General features: G+C 41.8%; 11 protein-coding genes. 6 read left to right on the forward strand and 5 right to left on the reverse strand.

Features of this window, described 5'->3' with window-relative positions; genetic code table 11:
* The first annotated feature begins 118 nt into the window (after nucleotides 1–118).
* Both AACS92_RS15010 and AACS92_RS15015 read left to right on the forward strand, forming a co-directional pair.
* Entirely contained in the window at nucleotides 119–760 is a 642-nt protein-coding gene (locus AACS92_RS15010) for an ArsR/SmtB family transcription factor (protein ID WP_099108885.1), read from the forward strand.
* A gap of 715 nt (nucleotides 761–1,475) precedes the next feature.
* Nucleotides 1,476–2,765, forward strand: a complete 1,290-nt coding sequence (locus AACS92_RS15015; protein ID WP_099108805.1) for an MFS transporter — start codon at nucleotides 1,476–1,478, stop codon at nucleotides 2,763–2,765.
* A gap of 129 nt (nucleotides 2,766–2,894) precedes the next feature.
* On the opposite strand, the gene AACS92_RS15020 is transcribed toward AACS92_RS15015, so the two are convergent.
* From AACS92_RS15020 to satP, 4 genes are all read right to left on the reverse strand, one after another.
* Complete coding sequence (locus AACS92_RS15020) at nucleotides 2,895–4,064, reverse strand: MFS transporter (RefSeq protein WP_099108806.1); 1,170 nt, start codon at nucleotides 4,062–4,064, stop codon at nucleotides 2,895–2,897.
* Between the two features lie 18 nt (nucleotides 4,065–4,082).
* Nucleotides 4,083–5,261 (reverse strand): cysteine desulfurase family protein, encoded by a 1,179-nt coding sequence (locus tag AACS92_RS15025; protein ID WP_099108807.1) that lies wholly within the window; start codon nucleotides 5,259–5,261, stop codon nucleotides 4,083–4,085.
* Between the two features lie 48 nt (nucleotides 5,262–5,309).
* Nucleotides 5,310–6,011: a hypothetical protein gene (locus tag AACS92_RS15030; protein WP_169926597.1), complete on the reverse strand. Its 702-nt coding sequence runs from the start codon at nucleotides 6,009–6,011 to the stop codon at nucleotides 5,310–5,312.
* Between the two features lie 610 nt (nucleotides 6,012–6,621).
* The gene (satP, locus tag AACS92_RS15035) at nucleotides 6,622–7,194 is read right to left on the reverse strand and encodes an acetate uptake transporter (RefSeq protein ID WP_099108809.1); all 573 of its coding nucleotides are present in this window, start codon (nucleotides 7,192–7,194) and stop codon (nucleotides 6,622–6,624) included.
* Between the two features lie 349 nt (nucleotides 7,195–7,543).
* Here satP and dnaK point away from each other — a divergent pair, with 349 nt between their 5' ends.
* Entirely contained in the window at nucleotides 7,544–9,457 is a 1,914-nt protein-coding gene (dnaK, locus tag AACS92_RS15040) for a molecular chaperone DnaK (RefSeq protein WP_099108810.1), read from the forward strand.
* Between the two features lie 106 nt (nucleotides 9,458–9,563).
* Nucleotides 9,564–10,700: a molecular chaperone DnaJ gene (dnaJ, locus tag AACS92_RS15045; RefSeq protein WP_099108811.1), complete on the forward strand. Its 1,137-nt coding sequence runs from the start codon at nucleotides 9,564–9,566 to the stop codon at nucleotides 10,698–10,700.
* 156 nt (nucleotides 10,701–10,856) lie between these two features.
* Here dnaJ and AACS92_RS15050 read toward each other — a convergent pair whose 3' ends face one another.
* Nucleotides 10,857–11,702 (reverse strand): DMT family transporter, encoded by an 846-nt coding sequence (locus AACS92_RS15050; protein WP_099108812.1) that lies wholly within the window; start codon nucleotides 11,700–11,702, stop codon nucleotides 10,857–10,859.
* A 346-nt stretch (nucleotides 11,703–12,048) separates the two neighbouring features.
* Here AACS92_RS15050 and nhaA point away from each other — a divergent pair, with 346 nt between their 5' ends.
* Both nhaA and nhaR read left to right on the forward strand, forming a co-directional pair.
* The gene (nhaA, locus tag AACS92_RS15055) at nucleotides 12,049–13,233 is read left to right on the forward strand and encodes a Na+/H+ antiporter NhaA (protein ID WP_099108813.1); all 1,185 of its coding nucleotides are present in this window, start codon (nucleotides 12,049–12,051) and stop codon (nucleotides 13,231–13,233) included.
* Between the two features lie 207 nt (nucleotides 13,234–13,440).
* On the forward strand, nucleotides 13,441–14,361 hold the full coding sequence (nhaR, locus tag AACS92_RS15060) for a transcriptional activator NhaR (protein ID WP_099108814.1): 921 nt from the start codon (nucleotides 13,441–13,443) through the stop codon (nucleotides 14,359–14,361).
* Nucleotides 14,362–14,388 lie beyond the last annotated feature (27 nt).

The raw sequence follows: 14,388 nt of genomic DNA on the forward strand, positions 1-14,388 counted from the left end.
GAAGTATATAAGCTGTATTAGTCATCACTTTGCCTAGTGCTCGAACCATCGGGAAAACTTTGATATCATGATATTCAATGAATCTATTGAATATCATGATATTGGGAACCAGATGTCAATGTTTGATAAACAAATTCTTGTTGAGATTGCCGAAATAGCCAAAGTACTGGGAAATGTCCATCGCCTGACATTACTTGAGTGCCTGATGAGTTCTGAGCAATCCGTCGAATGCCTGTCAGAGCTTTCCGGCCTGTCTATTGCTAACACATCCCAGCATCTGCAACATTTAAAACGTTCAGGTATCCTGCAATCCCGTAAAGTCGGTAAACATGTGTTTTATCGTCTGGGGGATGGCCCGGTTATGGATATCATTACCGCTATCCAGAAATATGCTGAATTTAATCGGGCAGAAATGCGCAGATTGATCGATGATATGGATAATCAGGAAGCCATTTCATGGGATGAATTGTTGGATCGAATCAAGGAAAAGAGCACCATACTATTGGATGTCAGACCGAAAGAAGAGTTCAATCAGGGGCATTTACCGAATGCCATCAATATCCCGATTGATGAACTGGAGAACCGATTAGATGAACTGACTTCCAACTCAAATCTTATCGCTTACTGCCGCGGCCCCTACTGCGTTCTTTCTGCCAATGCCCTTGAGTTATTACGCGCCAAAGGCATTCGTGCCCGCCACTTTAAAAAAGGATTTTCCGGTTGGAAAGATGCCGGGATGGATGTTGAAAGTATCTCTTAGGTTATTATAGGCCTGTAACAGGCCTATCACTTACAGTTTTCTATTCTCAAAACACAGCGCAATGACACAATAACGGTTCTGCACTGTGCACAAAATCAGAATAATAAAATAAATCATATTATTAGAAATAGATAATGCTTATCGTAAATCTAATACATTGTTTTCTTTTATAGATAGCAATGCGCAGATTCATATATCCAATACTATGTTTATGGATCAATGTGATTGAACCAGATAAGAATTAAAGGAGGTCTATTTCATATATGGTCATGTCTTTCTGCTATTCCAATAGAATTAGATGATTATTGCACAAAAGGTGTTTTACGTAATCGGAAAATCCATCAGGTCGTTAATATTTTCAAGAATTATTATGAAGCAATGATTAACGATTTACTCCTGCATCAAATTGAAATAAAAAGAAAAAACAGAACACGCAATCTATAAGGTAAAATTTAATTTTGCCTAATGACGTGTCTTTTGTCTAAAAACCGAAGATTAACATCTATAATATTATAATGTTACCCCACCTTACAAAAATCACAGATTAAATACCTTTTAATATTAAATTAGATCTGTTTTTAGCTTTATTAGAGTCTGATAGAATCATCAGTATACCTGTTGTTTTTCAATATATAGTTTTCTTAACTACATATTGAGATCCATAAAGTATATAAACTCATATGAAAAATATTTTATAACTATAAATCGGTACCTTATGTCACAACATCACAATCGTTCTCTAAACAAACAGGATTATAAAACTCTTTCTCTGGCAGCTTTAGGCGGAGCATTAGAGTTTTATGACTTTATTATCTTTGTTTTTTTTGCTGTCGTACTGGGGGAACTGTTTTTCCCTGCTGACATTCCTGAATGGCTCCGACAACTCCAGACTTTTGGTATTTTTGCCGCCGGTTATCTGGCACGGCCTTTAGGCGGGATCATCATGGCACATTTTGGTGATCTGGTCGGGCGCAAAAAAATGTTTTCTCTCAGTATCCTGCTCATGGCTTTACCTACATTAATTATCGGCATGTTACCGACCTACGCTACAATTGGCATTATCGCCCCACTACTTCTGTTAGTGATGCGAATTATGCAAGGAGCGGCAATCGGTGGTGAAGTTCCCGGTGCATGGGTATTCGTGGCAGAGCATGTTCCCCGTAAACATATCGGTTTTGCCTGCGGAATACTGACTGCGGGATTGACTCTCGGTATTTTACTTGGCTCTCTGGTCGCAACTGCAATTACTTCGGTTTACAGTAAACAGGAAGTTTTAGACTGGGCATGGCGTTTGCCTTTCTTCCTTGGTGGTCTCTTTGGCCTCTGTGCCATGTACCTGCGTCGCTGGCTACATGAAACGCCGATATTTAAGGAAATGCAGGCACGTAAGGCATTATCAGATGGTCTCCCCCTGAAATCCGTCATTCAGAATCATAAACGAGCCATTACTGTTTCCATGTTGCTGACCTGGCTTCTTTCTGCGGGTATTGTCGTCGTCATTCTGATGACTCCTACCTATATGCAGACAGTTTTTCATCTCGAACAACCCATGACGCTGAAAGCCAACAGTCTGGCAATTGTGTCACTTTTTATTAGCTGCGTATTAGTCGGGCATTTCTGCGATAAATGGGGGGCTAGCAAGGTTTTATTAGCAGGCAGCTTATTACTGGGCACAGCCGCTTGGTTCTTCTACCACAATATCAGTCATGATCCCATCAGACTATACAGTGCTTATGCAATCGTAGGGTTCTCTGTGGGGGTTATCGGTGCTGTACCTTTTATTATGGTTCACAGTTATCCACCGGAAGTCCGCTTCAGCGGTATTTCTTTTTCATACAATCTGGCCTATGCCATTTTTGGCGGACTAACACCAATTATCATCACTCTGTTAATGCAGTATACGCAATTAGCTCCCGCATACTATATGCTGATGCTGTCTGCGATAGGAGTGTTATTAGGGCTTTATCTGAGTAAAAAAACAATATCAGGTAATCAGACAATATAAAGCAAGAGATAATCATAACCACCCGCTATATGGGTGGTTATGATTGGTGAGATAGGCTAAAGAGTTTAGTATAAAAATAGATCAATGCATTTTCACTGTTACTCACTTCTTTAATCCGACAGAACCTTTTTATTTCTCTAGAACAACTCCACCCAATTGTCGCCTCGGTAATGCTATAACAAGCTCTAGAGTCGCTATCACAGCGAGCGTAGTGATAAATAAGGATTTGCCTGCTTCAACTAATATCCAACCACCTATTATTGGAAAACCGAATATCCCTACAAAGTAGGAGACAACGAACCAAGTAAGCGCTGCATGGCGATTCTCAAGAGCAGATTCATTTATCGCCCAAGTTTGGATAACAGGATAGACCAATCCATACCCCAGACCCGTTAAAATAGCGGCTACAATCTGAAAGGTTGAATGAACAGGTACACCAAACAAAGATAAAATGCCCAGAACTAAAAATGACATAAGTGTGATAACAAGTGGAATACGAGGTACAGTTGATAAATAGCGAGCCAGCAGAAGCCGTGATATAACCACAGTCACTACATGAACAGCAAAAAATGTGCTGGCTCTTGAATCTGTTCCTTCCACAATTGAACTCTGGAACGACATCATGCCAGAAAACACGCAGCCCCCCAGTCCTACCATAATAATCGGACGGATTGCACTAGTAACCGCAATCTTCGATATATTCTTTATCCAGGGCCTTAATGACAATTCCCGTTGAGCCTGAGGTTCTCTAAACCCAAATACCATTAAAAATAGCGATGCAAAAATAGCAACAACACCAACAAGAAGAAACGCTATTAGAATAGGTATTTTTAGTTGTTCAACAACGAGGTAGAGTAAAATTGGGCTGCCACAAATTCCTGCCATCTGGAAAGCACTGAAACGTGTAAACCAGTATCCTCTATCTGCATCAGAAATACGTTCAGACAACGCCATTGGTCCGCTGATATAGAACATGCCCCAACCAAGGCCAATCAGAAACGCGCCTATACGTGGCATGTAGCTCAGATCACCCGCGGAACCGCTGAGAAAAAAATAACCACATGACACTGATAAAGCAGCTAAGGCTGCGAAACGCGATGCTTCCAGCCTCCCGGCAAACCATCCAACTAAAGGAACACCAATCAAAGTGCCGATTAAAGCCACACTCAGTGTCATTCCTGCGTCAATATCACTCCCTCCTTGTGACCGAAAAAATTCAGAAATTAAGAAAGTCGCTCCATATCCACCCGCAGTAAAAGTCGTGCCGAAGAGGAGAAAAAGTGCTGATGTCGTTCGCATAAATCAAATCCTATATCACTAAGAACTGAATGCTCTTGGAACCATAGACCTCAGTTTATTTATTGCTTCTTTCAACTTATGGCAAACATAGTCTATTTCTTCTTCATTGTTAAATCTTCCCAAACCGAAACGTACACTGGCTTGAGCTTGCTCATTACTAACACCTATAGCCTTTAGCACATGTGATGAAGCTCTGTTTGCAGACGTGCATGCAGACCCTGAGGACAGTGCAATATCAGAAAGCTCAAGCAACAGTGAATCTGCATCTATTCCTTCAAACGATACATTAAGTAACCCCGGCAGGCATGCGGTTAGATGGCCGTTTATCCGAATACCTTCCACATTTTCAATAAGATATTGTCGCAATATATTTCTCAGATGACCTAATCTCTGTGATTCGTCTGGTAAGTTTTTAACAGACAACTCAACTGCACGACCAAATCCCACTATCCCTGGGACATTAAGAGTACCAGAGCGCAGACCCCGTTCATGTCCGCCACCAACAATGAGGGGAGATAAAGCAATATTTTTATCACGCGAGTTGATATAAAGTGCTCCAATACCTTTGGGACCATATATTTTATGTGCAGAAAATGAGGCTAGACTAATATTCAGACGTTGTACATCAAACTCTATTTTGCCAAGCGCCTGTGTAGCATCGGTATGAAAAATTATATCCTGCTCTTTACAAAGAGCGCCTATTTCCTCAATTTTTTGCAATGAACCAATTTCATTATTTGCCGACATAATAGAAACTAGATAAGTATCATCTCTCAATGCGCGATGTATTGAATCAGGGGATACAACACCGTCACTTTGTGGTTGCACATAGGTAACGTCTATTCCCATTGATTCAAGTTTAGCGCAACAATCAAGAACAGCCTTGTGCTCAATCATTGATGTGATGACATGCCCTTTTTTATTTTTATGCTGAAGAGTTGTGATGGCAAGATTAATCGACTCGGTTGAGCCAGATGTAAATATAATATCCGATGGGCTTACTGCATTGATTGATGATGAAATTAATTTCCTAGCATGCTCAACGGCCTCTCTGGCTTTCCAGCCAAAAGCATGGCTGATACTAGATGCATTGCCATACTCATGAGTAAGATAAGGCATCATAGATTGAAGCACTTCAGGATCTAATGCAGTTGTAGCATTATTATCTAGATATATTAATTTGGATAGAGTTTGCATAATGTTCCACTTTGTAATGTGAAGATGGAATTATATTATTTAAAATAATTAGGCAATTGTTATATCACCCTGACTCACATCACCCGTTTCGCTAACGAGGTTAAGACGAATAGCACTGGAAACACCTAACATATGGCTAAGTTGGAGTCCGCGAGCATATGCTAGCGCTCTGGACCACACACAATCTTCAAAAAATACTTCCAAAAGTGTATCTGTATTATTACCTGCTGCTTTTTCAAAATATTCTTTTGTAATAGCTGCGCAGGTGAGTTTTTGAGTTGGCTCTTCATAAGAAACATCAGACATTGATGGTTTGGAATCTGATGTGCTTTTGGCAACCATACGTTGCTTGAGTATTTCGGGAATTTCCTCAGAGGCAAGAATGTGAACTAAGTGCTGCCTAGCGGAATCCTCATGAATAACTCGTATTTCACTAAGTGATATTTGATGCTTTTCAGCTATGGGTAAAAAAACGTTTACAATTGAGGTGTGGAGTTGGCTCAAACGAGGGTTTCTTTTTTGAGAATTAGATAGATTATCTGCCAAAAATTGTAGACGAAATATTCCACGGTGATCGAAAGCTATAGATATTCTTGGTAATTGACCACATTTATCTTGGATTTTTTTTGCTAATACAAGCGCTGCTTCAAAGGCTTTTAGTTGTGCTTCGACAACTATTTTATCCTCTTGGTCAAGATAAACACGTGAATTGCCAGCGAGTATACTAATATTATTTTCTTGTATATTTATATTCATTAACTATTCGCTCGTCATATTTAATTGTTAATCCACGCAGATGAAGATAGCACATGAAAAATTCATCAAAAAATTTTCAAATTGAAAAGTATAAGCTAGATCAAAATATTATATGAGGTTAGAATTAGGGCTTGGATAAAAATTAAATTCCTCGTTTAACTTATTAAAAGCAGTGACAATCATCCTTTCTCAATATTTACCACCCTGATGATTCCATGCTTTATGGGATATGTCTTCACACCAAAACAATAAAGTCTTAATTTTATTTTTAATTGTTCTCCAATAAACATTTTTATTGTTTGCAACTTAATAAAAATTAATAACCCTACTGTTACTTGAGTCTATTCATGGGGTTTTTAATATAAATCAGTAGCACATGTAAAAATTAACACTAAAGTTTTTTATTAACTAATACCTTTCCAATATGGGATATAATGGCTCTGTAATTAATTAAATAGAATTCAATATAGATATAGAAATTAAAATAGAAGTAATTATAAAATCTGGTATTTACCATAGCTTTTATTCGGTTATAAAGAAAAAACAGGATGAGTAAAACGACTCATCCTGTTCATTTTTGCCGGACAGCTAATTACATCTGATATCAGGCGTGTTTTTTCTCACCAATTGGCAAAATGGTACGGCCATATTGTTCATTCAGAACTTCAGCCATTGCCAGATAGAAAGCACTTGCCCCACAAATAACACCTTCAAAACCAGCAAAAGTCAGAAGGCTGGCGTTACCAGTGATGTTACCAATCGCCAGCAGAGCGAACAGTACAGTCAGGCTACCGAAAATGAACTGCAAAGTGCGGTTAGCTTTCAGAGTGCCAAAGAACATAAACAGCGTGAAAATACCCCACAGTGCAAGATAAACGCCTAGGAACTCAGAGCTGGTTGCTTCTGCCAGACCCATTTTTGGCAGGAACAGCACACCAATCAGACTCAGCCAGAACATTCCGTAAGAAGTAAATGCAGTTGCACCGAATGTATTTCCTTTTTTGTACTCAATGATGCCTGCCAGCACCTGAGCCAAACCACCATAAAAAATTCCCATACTTAAAATAACAGACGTTAATGGGAAAAAACCCGCATTATGCAGATTCAATAAAATGGTTGTCATGCCAAAACCCATCAAACCCAATGGGCCTGGGTTCGCCAACTGATTAGAACTCATATTTTCCCTATAAATTCAAATAAAACAAAGTATTAAAAAAGATTCTCATAGCACTTTTCTATGCCAGAAAACCATAAAAGGCGGCGGATCATAATGTGATGGCATCAACTACACAATGCCCTCAGAAAAATTTTTTTATTAAATCTCAATTTTTTTTCAATCTCCCCCTTGATGCTGAGCTGAATGACCCCATCTAAGTCTCAACTACAGTTACTACTGACACTTCAGTAACGGCTGAAAACATACAATGAGGAATTTCTGGCAGACAGTGCCATTGAAAAGAAAACATTCATCCTCATATAGCGTAGTAACTTGACCGAATATATGAATTCTTTGTGGAGGCGTTTAGATGGGTAAAATCATTGGTATCGACTTGGGAACTACCAACTCTTGTGTAGCAATTATGGACGGCACAACAGCACGTGTGCTTGAAAACAGCGAAGGTGATCGTACAACCCCTTCAATCATCGCATATACTCAGGATGGTGAAACTCTGGTTGGTCAACCAGCTAAACGTCAGGCTGTTACTAACCCGCAAAACACCCTGTTTGCCATCAAGCGTTTGATTGGCCGTCGTTTTCAGGACGAAGAAGTACAGCGTGACGTTGCTATCATGCCATACAAAATCACCAACGCAGACAATGGTGACGCATGGCTGGAAGTAAAAGGCCAGAAAATGGCACCACCTCAGGTTTCTGCTGAAGTCCTGAAAAAAATGAAGAAAACCGCAGAAGACTATCTGGGTGAGCCAGTAACAGAAGCAGTTATCACTGTTCCTGCTTATTTCAACGATGCACAGCGTCAGGCAACTAAAGATGCGGGCCGTATCGCAGGTCTGGAAGTTAAGCGTATCATTAACGAACCAACTGCGGCAGCTCTGGCTTATGGTCTGGATAAAGAAGTTGGTAACCGTACTATCGCAGTTTACGACTTGGGTGGCGGTACTTTCGATATCTCTATCATCGAAATCGACGAAGTTGACGGCGAAAAAACGTATGAAGTTCTGGCAACCAACGGTGATACTCACTTGGGTGGTGAAGACTTCGACAGCCGTATGATCAACTATCTGGTTGATGAGTTTAAGAAAGAACAAGGTATCGATCTGCGTAACGACCCACTGGCTATGCAGCGCCTGAAAGAAGCAGCAGAAAAAGCGAAAATCGAGCTGTCTTCCGCTCAGCAGACTGACGTGAATCTGCCATACATCACTGCAGATGCAACCGGTCCTAAGCATATGAACGTTAAAGTAACCCGTGCAAAACTGGAATCTCTGGTTGAAGATCTGGTGAAACGTTCTATCGAACCACTGAAAGTTGCACTGAATGACGCTGGTCTGTCTGTATCTGACATTCAGGATGTCATTCTGGTTGGTGGTCAGACTCGTATGCCAATGGTTCAGAAAGCTGTTGCCGACTTCTTCGGTAAAGAACCACGTAAAGACGTTAACCCTGATGAAGCAGTTGCAATGGGTGCGGCAGTTCAGGGCGGTGTACTGGCAGGTGACGTGAAAGACGTTCTGCTGCTGGACGTAACTCCACTGTCTCTGGGTATCGAAACCATGGGTGGCGTGATGACTTCTCTGATTACGAAGAACACCACTATCCCAACTAAGCACAGCCAAGTATTCTCTACAGCAGAAGACAACCAATCTGCGGTAACTATCCACGTATTGCAGGGTGAGCGTAAGCGTTCCAGCGATAACAAATCTCTGGGTCAGTTCAACCTGGACGGCATTCAGCCAGCACCTCGTGGTATGCCTCAGATCGAAGTGACTTTCGACATCGATGCCGATGGTATCCTGCACGTTTCTGCGAAAGACAAAAACTCTGGTCGTGAGCAGAACATCACCATTAAAGCATCTTCTGGTCTGAATGAAGAAGAAATCCAGCAAATGGTACGTGATGCAGAAGCTAACGCAGAAGCTGACCGTAAGTTCGAAGAGCTGGTTCAGACTCGCAATCAGGCAGACCAACTGGTTCACGGCACTCGTAAGCAAGTTGAAGAAGCTGGCGACAAACTGACTGCTGACGAAAAAACCGCTATCGAGAAAGCTGTTGCTGAGCTGGAAACTGCGGCGAAAGGTGAAGATAAAGCTGAAATCGAAGCGAAAATTCAGGCTCTGGTTGAAGCATCTAAGAAACTTCTGGAAATCGCACAGCAGCAGGCTCAGGCAGGCGCAGCTGATGCAGAAGCAGGCAATGCCGCGAAGAAAGATGACGACGCTGTAGACGCTGAATTCGAAGAAGTTAAAGACAAAAAATAATAGCCCTTAGCGGGCAAAGTAACAGGACGCCTGTTACTTGTTAACTAGCACGGGCGTTGAGGTAACACTCTACGCCCGTTTGTGCGTGTTAGGGGTAAACAATACGATGGCAAAAAAAGACTACTACGAGGTTTTGGGTGTCTCCAAGACCGCTGATGAAAAAGAGATCAAGAAAGCCTATAAGCGACTGGCAATGAAATTCCATCCTGACCGTAATCAGGGTGATAAAGAAGCTGAAGCCAAATTTAAAGAAATTAAAGAAGCGTATGAGATCCTGACAGACTCTCAGAAGCGCGCAGCTTATGACCAATATGGTCATGCCGCCTTTGAACAGGGTGGTATGGGCGGAGGTGCTGGCGGCTTCGGTGGTGGCGCTGATTTTAGCGATATCTTTGGTGACGTTTTCGGAGATATTTTCGGTGGTGGCCGTCGTCAACAGCGTCCAAGCCGTGGTTCTGACCTGCGCTACAGCATGGACTTAACACTGGAAGAAGCTGTCCGTGGTGTGACCAAAGAGATCCGCATCCCAACTCTGGAATCCTGTGAAAGTTGTCATGGCAGTGGTGCAAAAGCAGGCACTAGTCCTGAAACCTGTTCTACCTGTCAGGGTGCTGGTCAGGTACATATGCGTCAGGGCTTCTTTACTGTTCAGCAGCCATGTCCTCAATGTCATGGCCGTGGAAAAATCATCAAAGAACCATGTAACAAATGTCACGGTCACGGTCGCGTTGAAAAATACAAAACACTGTCTGTTAAAATCCCGGCAGGTGTCGATACCGGTGACCGCATTCGTTTAAGTGGTGAGGGTGAAGCTGGCGAACACGGCGCTCCGGCAGGTGATTTGTACGTTCAGGTTCAGGTTAAAGCGCACCACATCTTCGAACGTGATGGCAGCAACCTTTATTGTGAAGTGCCAATCAACTTTGCAACTGCAGCACTGGGTGGCGAAATTGAAGTACCGACTCTTGATGGTCGCGTCAGCCTGAAAATCCCGGCGGAAACTCAGACCGGCAAATTGTTCCGCATGAAAGGCAAAGGCGTTAAATCCGTTCGTGGCGGTGCACAGGGCGATTTACTGTGCCGTGTTGTCGTGGAAACTCCGGTTAAACTGAACGAAGAACAGAAAGAGCTGATGCGTCAACTGGGAGAATCTTTTGGTGGAAAAAGCGGGGAAACCAATAGCCCACGCTCCAAAAGCTTCCTTGATGGCGTGAAAAAGTTTTTTGATGATTTGACTAAGTAATTTAGTTTATTTATCAGAAACGAATTTACTCAGCCAAAAGTTGGTTTTAGTTCCCCAGTCACATAGATAAGACAATTGTGTGACTGGGAATGTTCTTAGCCAGCAAAAAATAGCTTAGAAGACGATAAATGTCTCCGACAAATTAGAGTCATCCCCCTACCCTAATTTCATTCCGACAACCCCACTGACAATCACAACACAAGCCAGCAATCGCATTTTGCTAAACGGTTCCCGTAAGATGAAAACCGATAATAGCATTGCAAATAATATGCTGGTTTCGCGTAATGCAGCGACCAGTACAATTGGAACATGGCTCATTGCCCAAATGGCAATACCATAGCTGACTAGCTGCATGAATCCACCAAGAAGCCCCGGTTTCCAATACTGACGAATACTTTGTCTGACAGTATTTCTGTATTTGAAATACATCATCCCACCCATTACCCAACCATAGACAGCAAACAGCCACAGAATATAAGTCAGGGCATTATCACTGACTCGGGCCCCTACACCATCAACCAACGTGTAACAGGCAGTAAAAACAGAAGTTGTAATCGCTGCAATCAATGCCCTGCGATCCAGTCGGAGAGATTTCTTCCCATAAGGAAATGCAATAAAAATGACACCAACAATAATTAAACCAACACCCAGCATCGCTAAAGGTGGTAACGTTTCCTGTAAAATAATCCAACTCAGCAAAGCGGTAATAAGCGGCGCACATCCTCTGGCTATGGGATAGATCTGGTTTAAGTCTCCCATTTGATAAGAGCGGCTTAAAAACAGGCAATAACCAATTTGTAGTACACAAGATAATATTAACCACGGCAGAGAGCTAATTGTCGGTAATCCAACCCAGAATAACCCCAAAGTTGAGATTAACCCGGAAAAAAACGCGATAAGTGCAATTCCCAAAAATCGATCAGCACTCACTTTTATCACTGCATTCCAGCTGGCATGTAATAAGGCAGCTCCAAGCACGGCAAATAATACTAGTGTTTCCATAATCGTATTTACCTTTGTCTTTTTATTGTTATTGATTAGTTTTTATTAAGTTAATAAATCATCCTCCATAAATCCCTAAGTTAGTCAAACTTAATTTCTCTCGAGTAACCCTCGGAAAACACAATGTTAAAAACACATTAAATCGAATATATCGAATCATATCGCATAAATAACCTACTTTTTCCGAAATCAAAGTTAATGTAGTATTTATAACTTCATTAGCCATAATCACGATATTTATAGCCACATTATTTATAAAAATAATATTTATACCCAATATTCAGGTAACTATTGTCTCTACAACAATAGTATCGACAACCTAATTCATCTTATAGGTTATTAATTTATGACTGCAATTATTCGTCAATTCTTAAAATTAGAAGCAGCGGGAGGGATACTCCTCATTATTGCTGCCATTATTGCGCTGATGATGGCAAATACGCCATTGCAGACTATCTATCATCAGTTTCTTAACTTGCCCGTTGCGGTTCAGTTTGCTGCACTGGAAATCAATAAACCATTATTACTATGGATAAATGATGGATTGATGGCCGTTTTCTTCCTGATTGTTGGTCTGGAAGTTAAGCGAGAACTCATGGAAGGTTCTTTAGCCAGCCGTGATAAAGCCATTTTTCCTGCCATTGCAGCCCTCGGAGGTATGCTTGCCCCAGCATTAATTTATCTACTCTTTAACGGCAATGATGAAATCACCCGTCAGGGTTGGGCTATTCCCGCCGCCACCGATATTGCATTTGCTCTTGGTGTGATGGCTCTCTTAGGGAATCGCGTACCTACAGCGCTAAAAGTATTTTTGCTGGCACTGGCAATTATTGATGATTTAGGGGTCATTATTATTATTGCCCTGTTCTACACCAAAAGCGTTTCAATGGTTGCTCTGGGGCTGGCTGCGACAATGATAGGGCTGCTTGTATGGATGAACTGGCGTGGTGTTGCCAAAACATCCGCTTATTTGGTGGTTGGAGTAATTCTGTGGGTTTGTATCCTTAAATCAGGTGTTCATGCCACGTTAGCGGGAGTGATTGTCGGTTTTCTGATCCCTCTGCGCTGTAAAAATGGTCACTCACCTTCCGAAGCACTTGAGCATGGTTTACATCCGTGGGTAGCGTATTTAATCCTGCCACTCTTTGCTTTTGCCAATGCCGGGATTTCACTACAAGGAGTCTCTCTGGAAGGTTTAAGCGGCATGTTACCTGTCGGTGTTGCTCTTGGCCTGTTTATCGGAAAACCGTTAGGCATTTTCCTGATTAGCTGGCTCTCAGTGAAGTTGGGTATTGCCAAATTACCGGCAGGAATTGGAATGCAGCAAATCTTTGCAGTCTCTGTCCTGTGTGGAATCGGCTTTACAATGTCTATTTTTATTTCCGGTCTGGCATTTGAAGGTCTTAGTGAAGACTTCAGTACCTACTCACGTTTAGGGATATTGATTGGCTCGACCACCGCTGCTTTTATTGGCTATGGTTTGCTCAATAAACTCCTGCCAAAGAAGGTTTTAGCGAAGAAAAAAATATAGCCAAATGCCGTCGAATAGACTAATTTAGGCGCATAATCGAGACAATTCCAAATTAATTCATCCTCTTAATATTCACGGTATAACGTCTCACCTGCTGTACCGTGGATATTCATATTAGAAGAAAATAGGAGAGCATCATAATCTGGCAGCCTGAAACGTAAGGTCACGGCTGTTGTACAGATATGAGGTATACACAAGGATAAATATATGCGGGTTTCACATTTAAACTTTAACCACCTTTACTACTTTTGGCATGTTTGTAAAGAAGGTTCTGTTGTCGGGGCTGCTGAAGCTCTATACCTGACACCACAGACTATTACCGGCCAGATTAAGGCGCTGGAAGAACGCATGGGTGGAAAACTGTTTAAGCGTCAGGGAAGAGGATTAGTTCCGTCAGAGCTGGGACAACTCATTTTCCGCTATGCTGATAAGATGTTTATGCTCAGCCAGGAAATGCTGGACATCGTCACCTACAGCAGAGAATCAAACCTGCTGTTTGATGTCGGGGTCGCAGATGCCCTGTCCAAACGTCTGGTCAGTAAGGTATTAGAAACCGCGGTAGTGGAACATGAGAAAATCCATCTGCGTTGCTTTGAATCAACCCATGAAATGCTGCTTGAACAGCTCAGTCAACATAAACTGGACATGATTTTATCTGATTGCCCGGTTGATTCCACTCAACAGGAAGGCCTGTTTTCCGTCAAGCTGGGAGAGTGCAGCATCAGTTTTTACTGCCGCGAACCGATCCCGGAAAAACCTTTCCCTGAATGTCTGGAAGAACGTCGTTTACTGATCCCCGGCCGTCGTTCAATGCTGGGCAGAAAACTGCTGACATGGATACGCAATAAGAACCTTGAGGTTGAGGTATTGGGAGAGTTTGACGATGCAGCATTAATGAAAGCGTTTGGTATGTACCATAATGCTATTTTTATCGCTCCATCTTTCTATGCCAATGATACTTTTGCTGACAGCGATATTATTGAGATAGGCAGACTGGAATCAGTACAGGAAGAGTATTATGTCATCTTTGCTGAAAGAATGATCCAACATCCGGCTGTTCAGCGCGTATGTAACAAAGATTTCTCTGATTTATTCAATGTTCCGTTAAAAAACAGATTAGAGAAATAATACGAGCCAACATCATCGGGTATATAC

It is taken from the genome of Xenorhabdus sp. KJ12.1 (assembly GCF_963876495.1).
In the GTDB taxonomy this organism is placed as follows: Bacteria; Pseudomonadota; Gammaproteobacteria; order Enterobacterales; family Enterobacteriaceae; genus Xenorhabdus; species Xenorhabdus stockiae.